At 72.7% G+C, this 23,052-nt stretch carries 15 protein-coding genes, 1 tRNA gene and 1 pseudogene; 7 read left to right on the top strand and 10 right to left on the bottom strand.

What is annotated here, in order from left to right:
* The first annotated feature begins 2 nt into the window (after window positions 1–2).
* Window positions 3–416, top strand: coding sequence for a roadblock/LC7 domain-containing protein (locus tag AB0C25_RS27030; protein WP_357248782.1), 414 nt, complete (start codon window positions 3–5; stop codon window positions 414–416).
* An 80-nt stretch (window positions 417–496) separates the two neighbouring features.
* Here AB0C25_RS27030 and AB0C25_RS27025 read toward each other — a convergent pair whose 3' ends face one another.
* Window positions 497–1,840, bottom strand: coding sequence for a GH1 family beta-glucosidase (locus tag AB0C25_RS27025; RefSeq protein WP_357376995.1), 1,344 nt, complete (start codon window positions 1,838–1,840; stop codon window positions 497–499).
* An 843-nt stretch (window positions 1,841–2,683) separates the two neighbouring features.
* Between AB0C25_RS27025 and AB0C25_RS27020 the strand changes: the two genes are divergently transcribed.
* Window positions 2,684–5,590, top strand: a complete 2,907-nt coding sequence (locus tag AB0C25_RS27020) for a glycoside hydrolase family 48 protein (RefSeq protein ID WP_357376994.1) — start codon at window positions 2,684–2,686, stop codon at window positions 5,588–5,590.
* Between the two features lie 292 nt (window positions 5,591–5,882).
* Here AB0C25_RS27020 and AB0C25_RS27015 read toward each other — a convergent pair whose 3' ends face one another.
* Complete coding sequence (locus AB0C25_RS27015) at window positions 5,883–6,620, bottom strand: DUF3159 domain-containing protein (RefSeq protein ID WP_357376993.1); 738 nt, start codon at window positions 6,618–6,620, stop codon at window positions 5,883–5,885.
* Between the two features lie 82 nt (window positions 6,621–6,702).
* Here AB0C25_RS27015 and AB0C25_RS27010 point away from each other — a divergent pair, with 82 nt between their 5' ends.
* Both AB0C25_RS27010 and AB0C25_RS27005 read left to right on the top strand, forming a co-directional pair.
* Complete coding sequence (locus tag AB0C25_RS27010) at window positions 6,703–7,590, top strand: phosphatase PAP2 family protein (RefSeq protein WP_357376992.1); 888 nt, start codon at window positions 6,703–6,705, stop codon at window positions 7,588–7,590.
* An 8-nt stretch (window positions 7,591–7,598) separates the two neighbouring features.
* Window positions 7,599–7,811, top strand: a pseudogene (locus tag AB0C25_RS27005) (maleylpyruvate isomerase N-terminal domain-containing protein); the annotation flags it as partial.
* 96 nt (window positions 7,812–7,907) lie between these two features.
* On the opposite strand, the gene AB0C25_RS27000 reads toward AB0C25_RS27005, so the two are convergent.
* Complete coding sequence (locus AB0C25_RS27000) at window positions 7,908–8,771, bottom strand: DUF1028 domain-containing protein (RefSeq protein WP_357376991.1); 864 nt, start codon at window positions 8,769–8,771, stop codon at window positions 7,908–7,910.
* A gap of 265 nt (window positions 8,772–9,036) precedes the next feature.
* The gene (locus tag AB0C25_RS26995; protein WP_357376990.1) at window positions 9,037–10,251 is read right to left on the bottom strand and encodes a low temperature requirement protein A; all 1,215 of its coding nucleotides are present in this window, start codon (window positions 10,249–10,251) and stop codon (window positions 9,037–9,039) included.
* Window positions 10,252–10,404: 153 nt separating this feature from the next.
* Here AB0C25_RS26995 and AB0C25_RS26990 point away from each other — a divergent pair, with 153 nt between their 5' ends.
* Window positions 10,405–11,388 carry an LLM class F420-dependent oxidoreductase gene (locus AB0C25_RS26990; protein ID WP_357377087.1) on the top strand — a complete coding sequence of 328 codons (984 nt, stop codon included), beginning with the start codon at window positions 10,405–10,407 and terminating at the stop codon, window positions 11,386–11,388.
* Window positions 11,385–12,176 (top strand): SDR family oxidoreductase, encoded by a 792-nt coding sequence (locus AB0C25_RS26985; RefSeq protein WP_357376989.1) that lies wholly within the window; start codon window positions 11,385–11,387, stop codon window positions 12,174–12,176. The genes AB0C25_RS26990 and AB0C25_RS26985 overlap by 4 nt, the downstream gene beginning before the upstream one ends.
* Here AB0C25_RS26985 and AB0C25_RS26980 read toward each other — a convergent pair.
* The 6 genes from AB0C25_RS26980 to AB0C25_RS26955 form a co-directional block, all read right to left on the bottom strand.
* Window positions 12,173–12,976, bottom strand: a complete 804-nt coding sequence (locus tag AB0C25_RS26980; RefSeq protein WP_357376988.1) for a class I SAM-dependent methyltransferase — start codon at window positions 12,974–12,976, stop codon at window positions 12,173–12,175. The genes AB0C25_RS26985 and AB0C25_RS26980 overlap by 4 nt on opposite strands.
* A 55-nt stretch (window positions 12,977–13,031) precedes the next feature.
* Window positions 13,032–15,368 carry a transglutaminaseTgpA domain-containing protein gene (locus tag AB0C25_RS26975; RefSeq protein ID WP_357376987.1) on the bottom strand — a complete coding sequence of 779 codons (2,337 nt, stop codon included), beginning with the start codon at window positions 15,366–15,368 and terminating at the stop codon, window positions 13,032–13,034.
* The gene (locus AB0C25_RS26970) at window positions 15,362–16,531 is read right to left on the bottom strand and encodes a DUF58 domain-containing protein (RefSeq protein WP_357376986.1); all 1,170 of its coding nucleotides are present in this window, start codon (window positions 16,529–16,531) and stop codon (window positions 15,362–15,364) included. Before AB0C25_RS26970 ends, AB0C25_RS26975 begins: the two co-directional genes overlap by 7 nt.
* 14 nt (window positions 16,532–16,545) lie before the next feature.
* Entirely contained in the window at window positions 16,546–17,541 is a 996-nt protein-coding gene (locus tag AB0C25_RS26965) for a MoxR family ATPase (RefSeq protein ID WP_357376985.1), read from the bottom strand.
* Between the two features lie 27 nt (window positions 17,542–17,568).
* A complete protein-coding gene (locus tag AB0C25_RS26960) occupies window positions 17,569–20,199 on the bottom strand; it encodes a fibronectin type III domain-containing protein (protein ID WP_357376984.1) in 2,631 nt (876 codons plus the stop codon).
* A gap of 176 nt (window positions 20,200–20,375) precedes the next feature.
* A complete protein-coding gene (locus tag AB0C25_RS26955) occupies window positions 20,376–22,670 on the bottom strand; it encodes a hypothetical protein (RefSeq protein ID WP_357376983.1) in 2,295 nt (764 codons plus the stop codon).
* A gap of 232 nt (window positions 22,671–22,902) precedes the next feature.
* Between AB0C25_RS26955 and AB0C25_RS26950 the strand changes: the two genes are divergently transcribed.
* Window positions 22,903–22,986 (top strand) — tRNA-Leu (locus tag AB0C25_RS26950).
* Window positions 22,987–23,052 lie beyond the last annotated feature (66 nt).

Below are 23,052 nucleotides of genomic sequence, written 5' to 3'. Positions count from 1 at the left end.
CGTTGAGCCAGGAGGCGCGTGACCTGAGCTGGCTGGTGAGCGCGTTCGCGGACCGGGTGCCGGGTGTGGCGCACGCGGTGGTGGTCTCCTCGGACGGGTTGCTGGTGGCGATCTCCGATCATCTGCCGCGCGACAACGCGGACAAGCTCGCGGCGGTGACCTCCGGGTTGATGAGCATCACGGCTGGCGCGGCGCAGATGTTCGACGGCGATATCGTGAAGCAGACGGTGGTCGAGATGGGCCGCGGCTACTTCCTGGTGATGCAGATCCGCGACGGTTCGATCCTGGCGACGCTGGCCGCCGGGGACGCGGACATCGGTGTGGTGGGTTACGAGATGGCCCGGCTGGCCAAGCAGGCGGGGGAGATGCTCACCCCGGCGCTGCGAGCGGAGTTGCAGCAGGCGCTGCCCCGCTGAGCGGCCGGTCCGGGACCCGGACGGTCACCGGCTCACCCGAGCCGAGCCGTCCGGGCCCGGCACTCCGGGTGGCGGCCCGCTCAGAAGCCGCCGTCGGTGATGACGGAGCGGTACCAGGTGGCGCTGCTCTTGAGCACCCGCCGCTGGGTCGGGTAGTCCACGTAGACGAGCCCCCAGCGCTGGTCGTATCCCGCGTCCCACTCGAAGTTGTCGAGCAGCGACCAGACGTGGAAGCTCTCCAGTGGCACCCCGGCGGAGATGGCCCGGTGCACGGCGGTGAGGTGGTCGCGCAGGAAGCTGATCCGGCCGGTGTCCTGGACGGTGTCGTCCGCCCCCAGCGTGTCCGCTGTGGGCAGGCCGTTCTCGGTGATGGTGAGGGGAATCGGGCCGTAGTCGCGGGTGACCCGGGTCAGCAGGTCGTACATCCCGTCGGGGTAGATCTGCTGCCACTCGGCCTCGGTGGTCGCCCAGCGTCGTACGGTGCCGCCGTCGCCGGTGACGTAGATCGGTGTGTAGTACTGCACGGCCAGCAGGTCGATCGGCGCCGAGATGATCTTCAGGTCGCCGTCGCGGATGCCCTGGACCATCCGGCTCTGCGGACCCAGGTCGGCCAGCAGGTCCTCCGGGTAGCTGCCCTTGAGCAGGGAGTCGAGGTAGAGGCGGTTCTCGTAGCCGTCGTAGAGGTGGGCGGCGGCGGCCGCCTGCGCGGAGTCGTCGGCGGGGTAGCAGGGGTGCAGGTTGAGCGCGGGGCCGATCCGGCTGTCGCTGCCGCTGGCCCGCAGCGTGCCGACGGCGAGACCGTGCGCGAGTTGCAGGTGGTGTGCGACCAGGTAGGCGGCGTCCGGGTCTTGTCGGCCCGGGGCGTGGTGACCGGTGAGGTAGCCGTTCTGCACCACGGTCTTGGGCTCGTTGATGGTGAGCCACGACGGCACCCGGTCGCCCAGGGCGCGGAAGAGCACGTCGGCGTAGTCGGCGAAGCGGTGGGCGGTGTCGCGCGACTCCCAGCCGCCGGCGTCCTGCAGTGCCTGCGGGAGGTCCCAGTGGAACAGGGTGGCCATCGGGGCGATGCCCCGCTCGTGCAGGCCGTCGATGAGCCGGCGGTAGAAGTCGAGCCCGCGCTGGTTGGGCAGGCCGCTGCCGTCGGGCTGGATCCGTGGCCAGGAGATGGAGAAGCGGTAGCTGCGCAGCCCGAGGTCGCGCATGAGGTCGAGGTCCTCGGCGTACCGGTGGTAGTGGTCGGCGGCCACGTCGCCGGTGTCGCCGTTACGGGTGCTGCCCGGGACGCGGCTGAAGGTGTCCCAGACGGACTCTCCGCGCCCGTCCTCCTTCGCGGCGCCCTCGATCTGGTACGCCGAGGTGGCCGCGCCCCAGCCGAAGTTGTCGGGGAAGCGCAGTGGGCCGGCGGGCCCGGTAGGTATCGACATGGATTCTCCTCATGGATACGGGGCCACCGCCGAGATTCGGGAGCGCTCCCAGAATAGGCCAGGGGCGGCCGGCCCGGTCAGCGGGCCGTCATGGCGGCCGGCGATGGCGGGTCGAGGCGGTTGGGGGCCCCAGACAGCGAACGAGGCCGCCGGGCGGCGCGGCGCGCCTGTCCCGTCGGCCTCTTTTCCCATCGTGTACGGGGGTTTAGTGTGGGGACGGGGGAGGGCAACCCCCGTCCCCACCGTAACTGCACACACACGGGCGGAATTTGGGTCCTGCCGTGCGTGTCGCGCGGGAGCCGGGCCACGCGAGTGGCTCTGGTTCCACCTCCCTCCGTAAGGCGGGACGATGGCTGACGACGGCGTCCGGGCTGGCCCGTCGTCGGCCCTCGGGTTGGTTCGCCGAGCCCGTCAGAAACGACCCCAGCGATCTTCTTGTTGGAACCTTGTCGATGGAAGCGCTCCCATCGACCGATGTTGCGACTGTAACGCCCGTCACCGCTTTGTGAAAGACCCAAAACGAGATCGAAACAACGGGCTGAACGAGTGGCGTGTGCGCTTGTTGTGGGAGCGCTTCCATGGCAGACTGTCGATTCAACGCGACAGGAGCCACATCGCGTGAGCGCGGGTTCTACCGAGGGCAGCCGGCAGCACGATCCCGGTCACGGTCACCCGATCGCAGCCGGCGGGACCCCCTCCCGTGCGGGCCGCACCGCCCTACCCCGGCCGGGCCCGGGGGAGACCACCTTCCCGGCGCCTCGAATCTCCCGCGGACCACCACCCTCGCGGGCAGGCGCCTTCGCCGGGGACCGTCCCGGCCTGGTCCGAGGAGACACCGCGCACATGAGACAACTGGCAAGACGCCGTCGAGTGGCGATCATTGCTGCCGCCGCGCTCGCCGCCGGCGGGGTGACCCTGCCCGCCGGCGCCGCGCAGGCCGCGCCCGCCTGCGACGTGGTCTACGCGACCAATGACTGGAACACCGGCTTCACCGCCAACGTGACGATCAAGAACCTGGGCGACGCGGTCAGCAACTGGACGCTCAAGTGGACCTTCCCGAACAGCAGCCAGCGGGTCACCCAGGGCTGGTCGGCCAGGTTCAGCCAGTCCGGCAGCGAGGTCACCGCGACCAACGAGTCGTACAACGGCAACCTCGGCACCGGTGCCTCCACCACCATCGGCTTCAACGGCTCCCACTCGGGCAGCAACCCGAAGCCCACCTCGTTCACGCTCAACGGCACCCCGTGCAACGGCACCCCGGCCAACCTGCCGCCGACGGTCTCCCTCGGCCTGCCGACCGGGCCGTTCACCGCGCCGGCCGACGTGCCGCTGACCGCCACCGCCAGTGACCCGGACGGGACGATCAGCAAGGTCGAGTTCTACCGCAACGGCCTGCTGATCAACACCGACACCTCCGCGCCGTACGCCTACACGCAGGAGGACCTGCCGGCCGGCAGCTACACCGTCCAGGCAAAGGCGTACGACAACGCCAACGGCATCGGGGTCGACGAGAAGGCGTTCACCGTCGGCGCCGCCAACGGCCCGACACTCGTCGCCACGCCGTCCGCGGTGAGCGTCAGCGAGGGTGGCACCTCCACCTTCAACCTGAAGCTCAGCGCCGCGCCGACGGCCAACGTGCCGGTCACCCTCACCCGCACCGGCGACACCGACGTCACGGTCTCGCCGAGCACCGCCACGCTGACCCCGAGCAACTGGAACACCGGGGTCACCGTCACGGTCGCCGCGGCGGAGGACACCGACACCCTCGGTGGCGCCGCCACCATCACCGCCTCCGCCACCGGTCTCGCCTCGCTGGCGGTCAGCGCCACCGAGATCGACAACGACACCCCCGGTGGCGACAACACCTACATCGCGAAGTTCCTCGAGCAGTACGGCAAGATCAAGAACTCGGGCTACTTCAGCCCCGAGGGCGTGCCGTACCACTCGGTGGAGACGCTGATCGTCGAGGCGCCCGACCACGGGCACGAGACGACCTCGGAGGCGTTCAGCTTCTGGCTCTGGCTGGAGGCGAACTACGGACGCGTCACCCAGAACTGGGCGCCGTTCAACAACGCCTGGACGGTGATGGAAAAGTACATCATCCCGACGCACGCCGATCAGCCCACCGCAGGCTCCGCCGGCACCCCGCAGTACGCCGCGGAGTACAACCTGCCCAGCCAGTACCCGTCGGCGTTGAACGCGAACATCCCGGTCGGGCAGGACCCGCTGCGTTCGGAGTTGCAGTCCACCTACGGCACCGGCGACATCTACGGCATGCACTGGCTGATGGACGTCGACAACACCTACGGCTTCGGTCGCTGCGGTGACGGCACCACCAAGCCGGCGTACATCAACACCTTCCAGCGGGGCACCCAGGAGTCGGTGTGGGAGACCATCCCGCAGCCGTCCTGCGACACCTTCGCGCACGGCGGTCAGTACGGCTACCTCGACCTGTTCGTCAAGGACACCGGCGCCCCCGCCAAGCAGTGGAAGTACACGAACGCCCCGGACGCCGACGCCCGCGCCGTGCAGGCCGCGTACTGGGCGCTGACCTGGGCCAAGGCGCAGAACAAGCAGGCTGACGTCGCCGCCACCATCACCAAGGCCGCCAAGATGGGCGACTACCTGCGGTACGCGATGTTCGACAAGTACTTCAAGAAGATCGGCAACTGCGTCGGGGCCAGCACCTGCGCCGCCGGCACCGGCAGGGAATCGGCGCACTACCTGCTGTCCTGGTACTACGCCTGGGGCGGCGCGTACGACGCCAGCCAGAACTGGTCCTGGCGGATCGGCTCCAGCCACAACCACTTCGGCTACCAGAACCCGTTCGCGGCCTGGGCGCTGACCAACACCCCGGAGCTCAAGCCGCAGTCGTCGACCGCGGTCGCCGACTGGACCAAGAGCTTCGAACGGCAGCTGGAGTTCTACACCTGGCTCCAGTCCGCCGAGGGCGGCATCGCCGGTGGCGCCACCAACAGCTGGGACGGCAGTTACGCCCAGCCGCCGGCCGGCACCAGCACCTTCTACGGCATGTTCTACGACGTCGACCCGGTCTACAACGACCCGCCGTCCAACCAGTGGTTCGGCATGCAGGCCTGGTCGATGCAGCGCATCGCCGAGCTGTACCTGCAGACCGGCAACGCGAAGGCCAAGGCACTGCTGGACAAGTGGGTGCCGTGGGCGATCGCCAACACCACCCTCGGCACCAACTGGTCGATCCCGTCGGACATGGCGTGGACCGGTCAGCCGACCACCTGGAACCCGTCCAGCCCGCAGCCCAACACCAACCTGCACGTCGAGGTGATCAGCAAGGGCCAGGACGTCGGCGTCGCCGCCGCCTACGCCCGGATCCTGATCGCGTACGCGGCCAAGTCGGGTGACGCGGCGGCCAAGACGACCGCCAAGGGGCTGCTCGACGGGCTGTCCGCCGCCGCCGACGCCAAGGGTGTCTCCACCACGGAGAAGCGTGGCGACTACCGGCGCTTCGACGACACCTACAACGCCTCCACCGGGCAGGGCGTCTACGTCCCGCCGGGCTGGACCGGGGAGATGCCGAACGGCGACACCATCGCCGCCGGCAAGAGCTTCCTGGACCTCCGGTCCTTCTACAAGAACGACCCGGACTGGCCGAAGGTGCAGGCGTACCTGGACGGTGGCGCGGAGCCCAGCTTCAACTACCACCGGTTCTGGGCACAGGCGGACGTCGCCATGGCATACGCCGACTACGGCAGCCTGTTCCCGAACGGCTGACGACGACCCGGGGTGGGTGGCGTGGACCGCCCACCCCGGGATCCGGCCCGGGGTCCGAGGAACGACGGACCCCGGCCGGCGGACGGCCTGACACCCACGGTCAGGCCGGGGTGGGCCAGCCATCTGGCCGACGCAGCGGATCGGCTGGCCCACCCCACCGCCCGGACTGGAGCCAACCGCGAAAAAGCCCAGAAATTCGGGCCGTCACGGGATCACGCCGAGGTCCGCAACGGAGTAACGTACGTCACCGGAGAGGCCGCTCCCCCCGTGGCGGCCTCTCCACTTTTTTGCCCTACGCCCGCCCGGATCGGCCCCGGTTCGCCCCTGGCTCTCCGCCCACCGGGTGACGCAGACCGGGGTGCCCGGCCGGCAACGACCGCCGCAGCACCACCCAGCTCAATGCCAGCGCCGCGGCGACCAGCGGCCAGGTCAGAGCCACCCGGGCCACCACCAGCGCGAGCACCTGCCCACCCAGATACAGCGGCACGAACACCGCCAGCCGCAGCAGGTAGGTCGCCGTCCACACCCAACTCGCCCGGCCGTAGCCGCGCAGCAGCGCCCGGTCGCGCCGCCACCGGGTGCGCTGGCCCAGCACACCGCCGACCAACACACCGAGCAGCGGCCAGCGCACCACGATGCTGACCGCCCAGGCGAGAGCACTGGCGGCGTTGGACAGCACCTGAATGAGAAAGAAGTCCTCGGCCCGGCCGGTGCGCACCGCGATCAACGCCGCGACGCAGACGGCCAGCAGTCCGATCAGCACCGAGCGCGGCCGGTCACCCCGGCGCAGCCGTACGCCGGCCACCACCGCGCCCACCGCCAGCGCCGCGCCGATCCCACCCCACAGCGACTCGCCGCCCAGCAACCAACCCGCCGCGAACGCGAGCGGTGGCAGGGTGGCGTCGACGGCGCCGCCCCGCCCGCCCAACAGGTCCGCGAGCGACTCGGCCCGCGCCCGCCCGCCGGCGCCCAACCGCTGGTCCGGGTCGGGTGCGGCCTGGCCACTGCCGTGCTCCGCTGGTCCGCCCATCGCCGCCTCCTCGCTCTGGCACAACCTAACCGCCGTCGGGCGGCGGGCCACCGGTCGGCTGGCCGACACCTGCCGCTACGGTGTGCGGATGCGCGCGACGGCACGGGGTTGGACCGCGGTCTGGTTGGTCGTACTGGCCCTCGTCCAGACGGCCGCCTTCCTCGCCGTGTGGCGGGTCGCCGTGCACACCGAGATCGGCCAGTGGGTGGACACGGTCGCCCTCACCGGCAACCGGATCGGGCAGGACACCATCGAGGGTCCCGTCGACCGGATCCTCAACGCGATGTCGGTGGTCTCCCTGTTGGCCGCCACCGCGATGATCGGGTTCATCGCGCTGATCCGGGGACGGATCGCCCTGGCGATCACCGCGACCCTCCTGATCGCCGGGGCGAACGTCTCGACCCAGCTGCTGAAGTACGGGCTGAACCGGCCCGAGTACGGCGTCGACCCGGAGCGCTCCGCGGTGGGCAACAGCCTGCCCAGCGGGCACACCACGGTCGCCGCGGCGGTCGCGGTCGCGCTCGTGCTCGTGTTGCCGGCCAAGGTGCGGGCGGTCGGTGCCTTCCTCGCCGCGGCCTATGCCGCCATCGCGGGCGTCGCCACCCTCTCCGCCGGCTGGCACCGGCCCAGCGACGCGATCGCCGCGTACCTGGTGGTGGGTGTCTGGGCGGCGCTGGCCGGGCTGGTCCTGCTGATCACCCAGCGGGAGCAGGCCGAGGTCGCTCCCGGCGACGCGCACCGCATGGCCGCGCTGGTGCTCGGGGCGGCCGGGGTGCTCGCCCTGGTCGCCTGCGGGCTGTCCCTCACCTGGCTGGTCGGCCTGCGCGACACCGGCCCGGACGAGCTGAGCCGCCAGCCCCTGTTCGTCGGGTACGCGGGCAGCGCCGCCGGGATCGCCGGCACGATGGCGGTGGTGATGGCGCTGGTGCTCACCGTCGTGCACCGGCTGGTGCCCAGGGTCAAGGGCTGAGCGGACCGATGGACCCGGTCCGCGCGGCGTTCTCCGCGGAGTGCGCGCAGCTCACCGAGATCCTCGCCGAGCTGGTCGACGCCGACCTGGACCGGCCCACCAACTGCGCACCGTGGACGGTCCGGGAGTTGATCGCGCACGTGTGGACCGGAGTCGGCCGGCTGACCGAGATGCTCGCCGCGCCCGCCCCGCCCCGCGCCGAGGTCGACGCCGCCGGCTTCCGCTGACCCCGCTGGCTGCTGGCTGCTGCGCACGCTGGCGTCGGGCGGTGCTGGCTGCTTCGCGTGCCGGCTTCGGGCGGTGCTGGACGGTTGAGGTCAGCTCGCGGCGCGGGGTGCGGGGACGTGCGGGGCAACGCCGCGCAGGTGCGTCAGCACCACCGGGTCGATCCGGCCCGGCACCAGCCGCTCCTCCAGGTTCTCCAGCCCCGCCCAGGAGACCAACGCCGCTTCCGTGCCACCGTCGGTCTCCGGATGCCCCAGCGCCGCGAGCAACGCCGCCACCTCGTCGGCGACCGCGCCGCTCAGGTCCAGCAGGGTGGCCGGGTCGGGCCGGCTGAACAGCATGGTGTGCACGGCGAGCAGCCGACCCAGCTCGGCGACCGGGTCCGGGTGATCGTCCACCCGGAGGTCGACAAGCACGTCGCTGGTGCCGCCGTACCCGCCGCCGCGCTCGACCACCAGCAGGCCGGCGCTCTGCCGACCTCGCCGGTCCCCGCCGGCCTCGTCGCCGGCCCGCAACGCGGCGACCAGCCGCTCGGCGAACGGCAGCGCCGACCCGGCCAGCCAGGCGTCGGCCAGCGCGTCGACGACCTCCGGGCCGCTCAGTACGTTGCCCTGCGCGGCCCAGCCATCGCCGGTCCGTCCGCCCGCCCACGGGTGGCAGGCCGGCCCGGTCCAGGTGGCACCCGTTCCGTCGACGCCCACCACGCCGAGCTGGCGGTGCTCCCGCTCGGGGTCCGCGGCGATCAGCCCGGCCACCACGTCGGCGGGGGCGACCCCCGTGCGCAGCAGGGTGAGGCCCTGCGGACGGTAGGCGAGGTTGACGTGCGCCTGGGTGGCCAGAGCGCCGACCTCGGCGGCGGCGGCCGGCACCAGCGCCCCGGCGGCGAGGAACTTGCTGGCGACGACGACGCCGTGCCGGCGACCGTCGGCGGAGCGGGCGACGAGCGAGAAGGTCACCCGCCGAGACTAGACGAGCAGGTCGTAACTCAAGACGGGGCTGGGTCGCGGCGAAGGGCGCTGGCCATCGCTTCGACTGCCCGCCAGGCCGGTGTGCTGTCGAGCGGTATACCTCAGAGGTATGAATATGACGCTGAGGTATACCGCTCACTAGCGCATCCGCCCCCACGGAGGTGACCCACGGTCACCGCCGGCCGCCGGCCGCCGGCCGCCGGCCGCCGGCCCTTGGACCCCGCTCGACCGGACGTCGTCGTACCGTGCCGGCTCAGAAGGGCGGCGCGGCGGCCTCCGGTGGGGCGCCGTGCGCCCGACGGGCGTCGACGACCGCGACGGCGGCCAACACCAGCACCCCGACCGCGCTCGCGGCAACACCGGGCAGGAACAGCAGAGGCACCGCCGACACCGCCAACACCAGCAGGGCGATCCACCGGGACGGGGACACCCGCGCGAACACCTCGTACTCCAGGCGGGCCCGCCCGGCCAGGAACAGGGCCGGACCACCGAGCACCATGGCCAGCCACGCCCCCGGGATCTGCTCCAGCGGATGCTGGATGATCAGCTCGTAGCCGATCGCGGTGGCCGCGAGACCGACCACCATCACCAGGTGGGTGTCGGCCGCCGAGCGGCCGATGGTGGCGGGGTGCCGAGCCTTCACCACCGCCTCGCCCAGGATCCGCCCGGCCCGCTGGACGTAGATCCGCCACAGCATGATCGACGTGGCCAACGCGAGCGCGAACGCCCACACGTGCCCCGACTCGTACGGTCCCTCGCTGTACGCGAAGCCCGCCACCAGAATCGTCTCGCCCAGCGCGACGAGGAAGAACTGCTGGTACCGCTCCGCCAGGTGTTCCCCGGCGATCTCCCACTTGGAGATCGTCGAGCGGCCCAACCACGGCACCGGCCAGCCACACCGGGCGGCCACATACTCGATGGCCAGCGCCGCCGTCCAGAGCGTGACCTGCGCGTTGGTGCTCAGCAGCGCCCCGGTTATCCAGAACACCCCGCTGACCGAGAACACCACGGCCATGCGTACCTTCAGCCGGCGGTACGGGTGGGCGCCCAGCGCGAGCGACAGGATCACCGGTCGGGTCACCTGCGCGACCACGTACGCCACCGCGAACATCAGCGCGGTGTCGCTGAAGGCCCGGGGGATCGCCACCCCGAGCAGCATGCTGCACACCAACGCGGTGATCACCACGGTCTGCAGCGGCACCCGGTAAGGGTCGTAGCGGCTGGTCGTCCACGCGGTGCCCTGCCAGACCGACCAGAGTGCGAGCAGCAGCAGCAACGTCTTGCCGCTCCCGGTGATCGCCGCCGCGGCGTGCTCCCGCGCCGGCCCGTCGGTCAGGTCCTCGAAAGCGCGCGCGGAGATCCGGGTGAGCGCGAAGACGAACACCAGGTCGAAGAAAAGCTCCAGGAAGGTCGCCCGGCCCGGGTCGCGCTGGGCCGGCTCCAGGTGCCCCGCTGCCCTGGAACCCATGGTCAGCGGCCTGCGCCGTTGGTCCGGTTCACCTCGAAGTCGTAGCATCCGCGCCGGCATGCTCGGCCGGAAACCGGCGATTCTGCCCAACCCGGGGATCTTGCCCGTACCCCCGTCAACGGGCACGATCGATCGGTGACGAATCGATGGGGCATGACTGTGCCGTTGGGCGGGATCGCCCTGGCGCACCACGACGCGGCCTACGCGGCCCTCGAGCAGGCCGGGTTCACCGACGTCTGGTCGTCCGAGGTCGCCGGGACCGACGCGTTCACCCCGTTGGCGCTCGCCGCGGCCTGGCAGCCGGGGCTGCGGCTGGGCACCGCGATCGCGCCGGTCTTCACCCGGGGTCCCGGCCTGTTGGCGATGAGCGCGGCGGCGTTGGCCGAGGCCGCGCCGGGCCGGTTCACCCTCGGCATCGGCGCGTCCTCACCCGTGCTCGTGCGGGACTGGAACGCCGTGCCGTTCGACGAGCCGTTCCGCCGCACCCGCGACATGCTGCGCTTCCTACGCGCCGCGCTCGGCGGCCAGACCGTCGACCAGGCCTACGACACGTTCACCATCCGCCGGTTCACGCTGGAACAACCGCCGGCCGTGCCGCCACCGATCCTGCTGGCCGCGCTGCGCCCGGGGATGCTCCGGCTGGCCGGTGCCGAGGCCGACGGTGTCATCCTCAACTGGCTCAGCGCCGACGACGTGCCACGTGCCCTCGCCGAGCTGGGCGAACGGCGTACCGGCTTCGAGGTCGCCGCCCGGATCTTCGTCTGCCCCACCGAGGACGCCGCGTACGCCCGAGCGTTGGGCCGCCGGCTCATCACCAGCTACCTCACCGTTCCCGCGTACGCGGAGTTCCACCGCTGGCTCGGCCGGGACGAGGCGCTCGCGCCCATGTGGGCGGCCTGGGCCGCCGGTGACCGACGCGGCGCCAGCGCGGCGGTGCCCGACGACGTGGTCGACTCGTTGGTGCTGCACGGCGCACCGCAGCGGTGCCGCGCCGAGGTGCGCCGCTACGCCGACGCCGGTGTCGACGTACCGATCATGGCGCTGCTGCCCACCCCGGAGCTCGCCGCCGGCGGCGCGGCCGCGTGGCTCAGCCTCATCGCCCAGTTGGGCGCCGACCCCCTAGGAGCGTCCGCGTGAACCTCACCGACCGGATCGTGGTGGTCACCGGCGGGGCCGGCGGCATCGGGGCGGCACTGTCCCGCCGCTTCGCCGCGGAGGGGGCCGCCGCCGTGGTGGTCGCCGACCTGGACCCCGAAGCGGCGGACGCGGTGGCCGAGGGGATCGGCCCGGTCGCGCACGCCATCGCCCTCGACGTCACCGACGAGGAGCAGGTACGCGACCTGGTCGCCGACACCGAGGAGCGCTACGGCCGGATCGACCTGTTCTGCGCCAACGCGGGAGTGACCACCGGCGGGGGAGTGGAGGTCGACGACGCCGACTGGGACCGGGCGTGGCGGGTCAACGTGCTCGCCCACGTCTACTCGTCCCGCGCGGTGCTGCCCGGCATGCTCGCCCGAGGTGGCGGGCACCTGCTGCACACCTGCTCGGCGGCGGGCGTGCTGACCGCGGTGGGCGACGCCGCGTACACCGCGACGAAGCACGCCTCGGTGGGCTTCGCGGAGTGGCTCGCCATCACCTACCGGGACCAGGGCATCCGGGTCAGCGCGCTCTGCCCGCAGGGAGTCGACACCCCGATGCTCACCGAAGGGCTCGCCGAGGGGCACCTCGGCGCCCGGGTGGTCGCCGCGTCCGGTGCGGTGCTCACCCCGGACCAGGTCGCGGACGCGGCCGTCGCCGGGCTGGCCGAGGAACGGTTCCTGATCCTGCCGCACCCGGAGGTCGCCGACTACGCCCGTCGCCGCGCCGAGGACCCGGACGGTTGGCAGGCCGGCATGCGCAAACTCGTCCGCCGCCTGACCCGTTAGGGCAGCGGGACGCGTCCGGCGGCCAGGAGATGGGCACTCGAACTGATCAGCGCCGGTTCGCTGCTGTAGAGCCGGGCGAGGTCCAACGCCGCGGCGAAGACCGCGCCCTGCGTCGGCCCGTTCGCCGCCGCCTCCGCCGCGGTCCAGGCCGGCCCTTCCACCCCGTGTACGACGACATCGGTCAGCCCGGCTGCCGAACACTCGTCGGTCAGTTCCTCGAACCGATGGAAGTAGGCATGGGTGAAACCGACCCGTGCGTCGTTGACGCCGTCGGTGAGCAGCACCCTGGCCTCGTCGAGCACGCTCCCGTCCAGTCGCCCGGTGGCCGCGAAGTCCAGCGGGCCGGCGAAGCGTGAGATGACAGCGGCCACGACGTGACCGCCGGGACGCGTGACCCGGACGGCCTCCCGCAGCGCCTGTAGTCGATCAGCGCGGCGCACCAGGTGGTAGAGGGGACCCAGGAGCAGCGCGGCGTCGTACATCCCGTCGGCATCGGGTAGCGCACGAGCGTCGCCGACCTCCGCCTCGACCGGAGGCTGTCCGGCGCGGGCCTGCGCCACGTGACTCGGCACCAGGTCGACCAGGCGGACCTCGTAGCCGGCGTCCACAAGCGTTCGCGCGTACTCGCCGGTGCCCCCACCGATGTCCAGCACCCGGGCGCCCGGACCGGGCAGGAGATCGCGCAGCAGCTCATTCGTGCGGATCCACTCCAGTCGAGCCTGCGGCCGGGCGGACAAGCGCTGGTCCTCGCGGTAGCGCACCGTGTAGTAGTCGACGATGTCGCTCGTGTGCTGATCCACCCTCTGATGGTCATCGCTGTGGGACCAGATCGCCACCGTGTTTCGCCCCCCGTGATCACCGCGGGGACCGGCGGGCGCGGCGCAGGGGAGTGGGGTGCACCGACCAGAGGAGGCGACGCCACCAGGGGCGCGCGGAGCGCAGGGTGTGCACGTAGGCCATCGCCACCTCGGCCGCGCGGGCGGCCTGGTCGGGTGTCGCGGCACCCGGGGCGAAGCCCACCTGGTTGAGCAGGGCCGCCAGATCGTCGACGGCCGGTCCGTCGGTCGTACCGTCGGCGGTCGTGCTGCCGGCGGTCGTGCTGCCGGCGGTCGTCTCCGCTCGGGCGGCGGCGAGGGCCAGCCGGGCGTGACCGGCCACCTCGGTGGCGGCCAGGTCGTCACCGACCGGGCGGCCGGCCAGCCGGAGCGCGTCGGTGACCTCCCGCCAGGCACCGGCGATGCGCTGACCGGGGTCACCCCGGACCAGCCGGGCGCGGGTGAGTGAACGGCGCATCGCCAGCAGGGTGAGCAGCAGCGTCCCGACCAGCAGCAGCAGACCGCCGCTGCCGCCGGCGACCAGCAGTGGAGTGGACACGCCGTCCCGGCCGGGCGGCCCGTCACCAGCGGTGACCGGCTCCGGTGACGCGGTCGGCTCGACGGTGGGCGCCGGCGCCTCCGACGGTGGCGGATCCTCCGGCGTCGGGCGGAAGTCCTCCTCCACCGGCCTCGGCTCCTCGTTCGGGCGGGGCAGCGGATCGAACGGGACCCAACCCAGCCCGTCGAACAGCACCTCCGGCCAGGCGAACGCGTCACCGGCGAGCACCGGCCCCTGCCCGCCGGCCCGGAAACCCACCACCACCCGGGTCGGCAGCCCGGACAGCCGGCCGAGCACCGCGAACGCCGCCGCGAACTGCTCCGAGGTGCCCTCCTGCCCGCCGCCGGCGCGGGGCCCGAAGAGAAAGAAACCCAGATTCGGGTACGCGTGCCCGCTCGGCGCGTCCGCCACCACCCGGTAGTGCTCGGCCAGGAACTGCTCGATCGCCAGAGCCCGCGCGAACGGGGCGCCGTTGTCCTCGGCGAGCTGCGTGGCCAGCCGGCGCATCGGGTCGGGCACCCCGTCGGCCACCCGCAGCACCCGGGCCACCTCCTCGCCGGCGGGCACGTTCGCAGTGGCCAACAGGTTCGAGTCCGGCTGTTCCTCGGCGGAGGTCACCGCGTACCGCAGCCCCGGCGTCAACCCCTCCGGGCGGATCAGCGTCCCGCTTGCCGGGTCGTACGCCACCCGTGCGCCGCTGACCTCCCGGGGTGTCGCCACGGCGGGCAGCAGCCGACCGCTCAGCTCCGCGACGGTGACCTGCTGGCGGACCGTCTCCACCGTGCTGTCGCGGGACGGGGCGGGGGCCGGCAGGATCCGCCCGGCGTTGCGGTACGTCGCACCGACCCGCCAGGTCACCCCGTCGTAGTCGCTGAGCACCGCCAACCGCATCCGCACACCGCGACCGGCCGGCTCGTCCCCCGGTGGGGTGTCACCGGACGCGGGAGGTGCGACACCGGTCCGCTCCGTGCTCACGTCGAGGAGCTTCTGCTCCGGGCGCAGCGCCCAGCCGGAGATCCGAATCAACGGGTTCTCGTCGAGCGTCTGCACCTGCGGCGGCTCCACGTATCGGCGCGGGTCCACCGGCCGCCCCTCGACCTGGTCGGCGACGACCGGTCCGAGTAGCGCGACCAGCCCGACCACCAGCGCCACCCCGAGTGCCGCGCTGGTGGCCAGCCGCAGCCGCATCGCCGCGCGGACCCGGGGAGGCAGCTCGGCGGTCGGGTCGGCGGCGGCCGATGCGGCACCGGTGGGGGCCGCCAGACCAGCCGCCGCGACCGCAACGAACGCCACCGTCACCCCGACCGCCGGGGCGGCATTCGGACCCACCACGTAGAGGGCGGCGGCGTAGAGCCCCGCCGCCGGCAGGTAGCCCAGCAGCACCCGGCCGGTGCGCAACGCGACCTCCGCACCGGCCAGCCCGGCCAGCCAGGCCGCCACCACGGGCACCAGCACCGTGTCCGGGGTGGGCTCCACCGGGATCATCGCGGTCAGCAGCCGCGGAATACCGTTGCGCGCGGCGTCGCCGGTGATCTCCAGCAGGCCACCCGGAAGCTCTGCCCGGCTGGCGGCCAGCCGCAGCGACCACAGTGTCCAGCCGGCCATCGCGGCCACCGACACCGGCGCCACCAACCAGGACGGCAGCCGCCGGGCGGCCACGCTGACCAGCACCGAACCGGCCGCCGCACCGACGACCAGCCCGATCAGCAGGTTTCCCGCGTACACCCGGCCCAACACCACCCCGGCCAGCGCGATCAACCCGATCAGCGCCAGCGGTACGACCGCCGCCCGCAGCACCCGCCCGGCACGCGTCACCACCGGCGTACCCCGTCCCACTCGGCGGCGAACTGCGCGCCGTCCGCCGCGTCGACCACCACCAGGCCGGCCGCGCCCGGCGGCGTCGGCTCGGCGGCGCCGAACACCCCGACCACCACCGACGGGTACGCGCCACGCAGCGCCCCGACGTGCCCCAGGTCGTCCCGCCCACCCGGCCCGGTCAGGAAGATCAACGTGTCACCGAGCCGGTCCTGGCGCAGCCGGGTGGCGGCCGCGCGGACCGCCTCGTCGGCATCCGAGAGCGCGGCGGCGGCGAGCCGGTCCAGCGGACCGAGCGCCGACCCGACGTCCGGCGTCCCACCCGGCGCGGCCGGCTCCGCGTCGGCGAACAACAACACCACCGGCAGGTCGGCACGGTGTGCGGCGGTGACGATCGACGCCGCCGCCTCGCACGCCGACTCGAACGACTCCGCCACCCCACCCACCCGCTGGGGGTGCGCGACGGCGCGATTGTCCAGCAGCACGATCAGGTGCGGCAGGCTGGTGTCCACGTTCTCCCGCACCATCAGCTCACCCACCCGGGCGCTGGTCCGCCAGTGCACCCGGCGCAGCTCGTCGCCGACCACGTACTCCCGCAGCGAGTCGAACGTGATCGAGCCGTGCGGCACCCCGTCCACCCGGCCGTCGAGGCTGCGGCCCGCACCGCGCGGCACCGCCGTCAGGGGGTGCACCCGGGGGTAGACCCAGACCGGCACCGCCGCGCCGTACGGGCGGGCCAACGCCACCAACCCCAGCGGATCGCGCCGGGTCACCCGCAGCGGACCCACCGGCACCACCCCACGCCGATGGGTCGGCACGTCGTAGCGGACCTCGGTGTCCCGACCGGGCCGCAGGCGCAACACCGGCACCGGCACGCTGCGCTCCCCGCACCGGTCCTCGGCCAGCAGGTTCGCCGACCGCAACCGGCCCGCGTTGCGCACCGTCAACGTCATGCTCGCCGGCTCGCCGCGGGCCACCCGGTCCGGATCGGCGTGGCGGGTCACCGTCAGCCGGGGCCGCCAGGCCGCGACCAGCGCGGCGTAGCCGACGGCCGCGCCGGCCGCCGCGCCCAGCAACGTCAACTCGGGGTACGCGAACCGGAAACCCACTCCCAGCAGCACCACGGCGGCGACGAGCAGCCCGATCCCACGGGCGGTGATCCCCATCGCGCTGGTGCCGGTCAGCCCTGCACCGGAGCGGGCTGCCCCGACGGCAGCGGCACCGGCACCGAGGCGACGGCCTGACGCAGCACCTCGGCGGCGGTCATCCCGCGCACCTGGGCGTCCGGCGTCAGCAGCAACCGATGTGCGAACACCGACTCGACGAGCGCCTTCAGATCCTCCGGCATGATCCAACCTCGCCCGTCGATGAGCGCGTACGAGCACGCCGCGCGGGTCAACGCGATCACGCCCCGGGGACTGACCCCGACCCGCACCTGTGGGTGGGTGCGGGTCGCGGCGGCCAACCGGACCGCGTACGCGTAGAGCGGCTCGGCGATGTGCACCCGACGGGCCATCCGGACCATCTCCCCGACGGTGGCGGTGTCGGTGACCGGGGCGAGCGCCTCGGGGGAGCGCACCGTCGCGCCGCGCAGCACCTCCACCTCGACCGCCTCGTCCGGGTAGCCGACGGACAGCTTCACCAGGAAACGGTCCAGCTGCGCCTCGGGCAGCCGGTAGGTGCCGTCCATCTCCACCGGGTTCTGCGTGGCCACCACCAGGAACGGCGACGGCACCGGGTGCCGGACCCCGTCCACGGTGACGGTGCGTTCCTCCATCACCTCCAGCAGCGCCGACTGGGTCTTCGGCGACGCCCGGTTGATCTCGTCGGCGATGACGATGTTGGCGAAGACCGGCCCCGGATGGAACTCGAAGTCCCGGCTCGCCTGGTTGAAGATGGTCACCCCGGACACGTCCGACGGGAGCAGGTCGGGCGTGAACTGGATGCGCCGCCACTGACCCTTCACCGTGGCGGCGATGGCCCGCGCCAGCGTCGTCTTACCGACCCCCGGTACGTCCTCCAGGAGCACGTGACCCTGCGCGAAGAGCGCGGTCAGCGCCAACCGAACCACCTGCGGTTTGCCGAGCACCACCGCGTTGACGTTCTCGGCCAGCCGGGCGGCCAGGGCGGCGAAGCCCTGCACCTCCGGCTGGGTGAGCGGCTCGTGGGTGTTCACGGTCGGCGGTGCTCCTTGCCTGGTGCTTCAGCAGGTGGGCAGGACGTTGATGTTGTCGCCGCCCTCCAGGTTGAGCCAGGCCCAGGGAATGTAGTTCTTCCCCTCGTACTCGACCTGCACCCACCAGGTGCTGCGCTTGTCGTTGTTGTAGATGTACGCGTAGACCTCTTCACCCGACTTCTTGCAGTACGCCTTCAGCCGGGTGCCGGGCTCCGCCCAGCCGACCTGCTTGTCGTTGTCCTGCTCGGCGACCTTGAAGACCTCGTTGCCGTTGCGGCCAGTCCGGTCCTCGTTGCAGTAGGTCGACTCCGGCCCGGAAGCGCCGTTGCGGCAGGTAGCGATCCCGTACTGCGGTTGGGTGGCCTGGTCCTTCGTGGCCGTGCCCTTACCGGCGGCGTTGGTGGCCGTCACCGTGAACGCGTACGCCGTGCCCGGCGTCAGTCCGGTCATCGTGATGCTGGAACACGCCCCGGCCTTCGTCGGCTCACCCGGCGTGCTCAGCGCGCAGGTGGCCTGACCGCCGCCCGCGTCCACCGTGAACGTCACGGTCGCCGCGGTGGCCGTCGACGACGAGCCGGTCACCGTGACCCGTGGCTCGGCGACCGTACGCGCGGTGGCGGTGGCCTCCGGGCCGGGACCCGCCTCGTTGACCGCCTTCACCTTCACCACCACGTTCTGGCCGTTGCCCAGCCCGGTGACTGTCGTGCGGGTGTCGGTCACCTCGCTGGCCCGCCCACCCACGTCCACCAGGTATTTCGACACCGGTCGGCCGTTGGCCTCGGCGGGCGCCCACTGCACGGTGACCGCGCCCGGCTGGTCGGCGACCGTGCCGGCCCGCAGGTCGAGCGGCGCGCCGGGCGTCGTGAAGGGCACCACCGTGTTGCTGACCGGTGACGCCGCCGAACCGGCGCCCTTGTCGTTGACCGCCACAACCGTGAACGCGTACTGGGTGCCGAACTCCAACTCACCGGCGGGCACCACCAGCTCGGTCTTCGTCGACTCACCGACCGGCGCGTTCGTCCCCGCCGAACTGGCCGTCACCGCGTACCGCGCGATGGTGTTGCCCTGGCCGTTCGCCGCCGGCCACGTCACCAGCACCGTGCCGTCCGGCCGCTCCTGGGCGGTCGCGCTCGCCGGCGGGTCGGGCACCGCGGCCGTCGGGATCACCGGGTTGCTGGTGCGCGGCGGACCGTCGCCCTTGGCGTTGACGGCGTACACCGCGAACCGGTACGTCTCGCCGTTGGTCAGACCCGTGACCTCCACCGCGCGTTGGTTGGCACCCACCTCCAGGCGCTGGCCGCCACCCTCCACCACGTACTTGATGATCTCGGCGCCGTTCGCGGCGGCCGGCCGCCAGGTCACCCGCGCCTGCGCGTTGCCGGCGGCGGCGGTGACACTGCGCGGGGCGCTCGGCTTGTTCACCCGGGGCTTCTTCGGCGGCGGCGGTGGTGGCGGCGGGGCGACCGGTGGCGGGTCACCGCCGAGGACGTCGTTGGCGTACTTGTCGACCTCGCGCACCTGGTGCTTGTCGTCCACCACCCGGGCGGTCGCCGCGTCGGGAGAGTTGATGAACAGGCGGTTCTCCCGCACCTCAAGCTCCAGCGGCCCGTTCGCCCGCCCCTTGATGGTCTCGACCAGCTGACCACCCGCGTCGAAGGCGTAGATCGTGCCCGTGGCCTCGTCAGCGCAGTAGAACCGGTCCGCCCAGGCCACCGCCGGGCTGAGCCGGTCGCCCTCGCCCGGCACCGTGAACGCCTGCTCCTCCCCACCGTCCCCCACCACCAGCACCCGCCGCTCGGCGGGCACGGTGACCGGAATCCGCTGCCCGCTGGTGCGCGTGGGCATCGCCGCCGCACCGGACAGCGTCAACGGCGTCGGGTGAACCTTGCCCTGCTGCACCCGCACCAGCTTCCCGGCCGTGCGGTCGAGCACCGCCACCCCCTCGTCCAGGGTGGACACCACCAGCTCGTGGCTTGCCTCGGCGACGTCGTACGACTCGACCTGCTTGGGGCTGAGCCCGGCGCCGGCGGGCGCGGCCGAGGCCGGCGCGGACGGCAACGTGGCGGCGGTGATGGCTGAGACGGTGCCCTGGCTCGGCACCGCGATCCAGAGCCGGCCCTCGCCGTCGAACGTCCCGCCGGTGATGCCCGGGGGATAGTGCACCGGCTCGCCGACCGGGACCAGCGACCGCGGGTCGAGCTGCCGCACGATGCCCTGCACGGCGTCGACGACGAACGCCGAATCTTCGTGCAGAGCGACACTCACACCCAGGCCGGGGGTGGTCCGGGTGGTCGCGGTGAGCTGCAGGGTGGCCAGGTCCAGTGAGCTGACCTGCCCGGTGTGCAGGTCACGCAGGACCAGCAGCCGGTCGGTCTGGGTGATCTGCATCGGGTGCCGAACGGCGTTGGGGATCTCGGTGCGGGTGTCCACCTTGGCGGTGACCCCGTTGACCCGGGCCAACTCGCTGCGCGCCGCGCTCCACAACCACGAACTCGCGTCGTAGTTGGCCACCGCGTTGTCGGCAGCGCCGAGCCCGAGAACGGTCAGACCCATGGCCGCCAGCAGCGCGGCCACCGTGCCGACGGTTACCAGCCCGCCGCGCAGCCGGGACCGGGAGCGGGGGGTGTTGGTCTGAACGGCGTCCTCGATGCTGGCCACAGCCGGCTGCCTCCCGTAAGTCATGGCAGGTGACGCGCATCGCGGCCACCCCTCCCCTGAGCCGGGTGCCATCATATGGCGCTGCTGGTGACGGGGGAACCCGCACCGTCACCCCTGTGGATACCGAGCGTGTGCGCAGTGGACGCCCAGCTCAGCTCGGTTCAGCTCGGCACACCTCAGCTCGGCGACGGTCGGGCCGACGGCCTGCCGCTCGACGGGGTGGTGCGCTCCCGCGTCGTACAGACCTGTCCGGAGGTCGCGAAGCTGTCGGTGGAATAGACCGCCAACACCGTGAAGCAGTGATCCAGCCGCGAGTTCAACCCGTTGACCGTGTAGCTCGTCCCACCCGGGTCCACGGTGGCCATCACCCCCAGCGGCTGCCCGGCCCGACCGGCGGCGACCATGAACGGCACCGCACCACCGGACGGGTCCGTCCAGGTCAGCGTGATGGTGGTCGCGTCGTCGCGGAGCTGCAGATTGCCGGGAGGTGGCCCGACGGACGCCTGTCCCGCAGCGGTCGGCGAGGTCCCCGGGGGCGGCGGATCGTCGCGGGTCAACACCACCACACCCAGGCCGGCCACCGCCACGACGGCCACCCCGGCCGCCACCGCCGCGCCGATCAGCGTCGCCCGGTTGCGCCCCGCCGACCCGCCTTTGTCGACGTACGAGGGCCGGTGCCCTTCGTGCACCGGGTGGTACTGCTGACCCGGGTACGGCACCTGCGCCGGCTGGTACTCCCGGGGTGCGTACTGGTCGTGCGTCGGGTACCGATCGTGAATCGGGTACTGGTCGTGCGTCGGGTACTGGTCGTGCGTCGGGTACTGGTCGTGCGTCGGGTACTGGTCGTGGTGGTGCGGCGGTGCCGCTCGCGGTGCGGTCGGCCGCGACCCCGCCGCCTCGGCGCCTGTGTCCGTCGACCACGCCGCCGGAGACGGTTCGGCCGACGGCACGACGACACTCGACCATGCGGCGGTCGGCGCTGGCTGGACGGTGGGGGACGGGGCCGACATGGTGTCACCCCTGGTCGGGTCGGTGTCCGGCTGGACGGCCGGGATCACCTCGGTCTGATCGAACCTCGCGGAGACGGGCTCGGCGTGTCCGGGTGGTGCGGAGACCCGGTAGGCGTGTCCGGGTGGTGCGGAGACCGGGTAGGGGTGGGCTGGTGGTGCGGACGTCGGGGACGGGTGTGCCGGTGGCCCGGAGACCGGGTGGGGGTGGCCGGGCGGCGTCGTGACCGGTGGTGCAGCGGCTGGTGGTCCGCTGACCGGATGCGCCGGCCCTGGCTGCCCAGCTGCGGCGGACGGTCGGCCCGACAATGTCGCGTCGACGGCGGACGCGACGACCGGTCCGGTCGCCCCGGCGGGTCCGGCCGCGGCTCGGGCAGCCTCTTCTGCGAGGAGCGGTTCGATCTGTCGTACCTGGATCGTGGGGTTGTCCCACCGAGGTGCCGGCGGCCCCGACGTCGGCGCGGGGCCGGCCGGCGCCGGGGCGGGTGGGGTCGACGACGGGTGCGGCACGTCGACCGCTGGGTGGGTCGCCTGGTCGCCCGTCCGCTGACGAGGAGGAGCGGTCGGCCCGGCCGTCGGTCGCGGTGGGAGCCGCTGACCAGACGGTGGTGGCTGGCTCTCAGTCCTTTGCCGGGGTGGTTGGCCCTGGGCGCTCGGCTGGATCGGCTGGCCCTCCGCCCCCGGTCGGAGCGGCTGGCTCTCCGACACTGGCTGGGATGGCTGGCTGACCGCCGGCCGGGCGGACCCGGGTGGTTGCTCGTCGGCGCGTTGGCGGGGCGCCACCCCCGGTGCGGCGGCGTCGCCGGGTGACTGGGGTGCGGCGGTGCCGCGTACCCCAGGAGGGGTTGTCTGGGGTGCGGCCGGCGGTGGCCAGGGCGAGTTGGCGGGCGCCAGGCCATCGGCGGAGGGCCGCATCGCGGCCAGGGTCGCCATGGACAGGGTCGGGCCGGACAGTGCCGACCGGAGGCCGGACTCCGCCGCCGCGTCGACCGGGGCCGGATCGGAGACCGGCTCATGCTGCTCGGTCGGCGTCGGCGCGGACGGGCTGAGGTAGGCGCGGGCGGCGCGTACCGACGGGTGGTGCTCCCCGAGGGTGGCCGGCCCGGCGGCGGCGACGCGGGTGTAGTTGCGGCGAGCCTCGTGCCGGTTGCCCAGTTCCTCCGCGACCTCGGCCAGTTCGAAGGCGAGCGCGAGCATCACCGGGTTGGAATGCTCCCAACGCCGCTCGCCCGCCGCGAACGCCTCCTCCAGCACGCGGCGGGAGGCGAGCAGATCGTCCGCCTCGCGGTGCAGTCGCGCCAGCAGGTGGGCGGTGTGCAGCATCTCAGGATGATCCACACCGTACGGCGGGGGAGCGGATCCGACGGCCTCCGCGAGCAGCTGCCGGGCGGCCTTGAGGTCACCTGTGGCGCGCACGGCGAGGGCCCGGTGCTGGGCGGCTGCCAGGGGGGAGGGATGGGACACGTGGCAATGCTGCCGGCAGAGGGCCACCGGACGCCACCCGGACACGCCCCGGGCGGCGAGTCGACGGCGGGTACGCGGCCCTGTGAGCAGCGGCGGAGGTGCCGGGAGAAAGGCGTCGGAAGGCGATGTGCATGATCCACGGGCGGCGTGTACAGTAACTCCCCGTGCGGCCCGCCGTACCGACCATCGGGTGGCAAGATCATCTGGTCGGCAAGGTAGGCTGAACGTGTAGGTCCGGGTGGCGGAATGGCAGACGCGCTAGCTTGAGGTGCTAGTGCCCGTATAGGGCGTGGGGGTTCAAGTCCCCCTCCGGACACGATCTTGAGAACGAACGCAAAAGGCCGTTGACCTGGCTTTATCCAGGTTAGCGGCCTTAGTTGTT

This window comes from Micromonospora sp. NPDC048839 (assembly GCF_040649915.1).
Classification (GTDB): domain Bacteria; phylum Actinomycetota; class Actinomycetes; order Mycobacteriales; family Micromonosporaceae; genus Micromonospora.
Note: the sequence above shows the minus strand (reverse complement) of the source record. Positions and strands in the feature narration are given on the sequence as shown.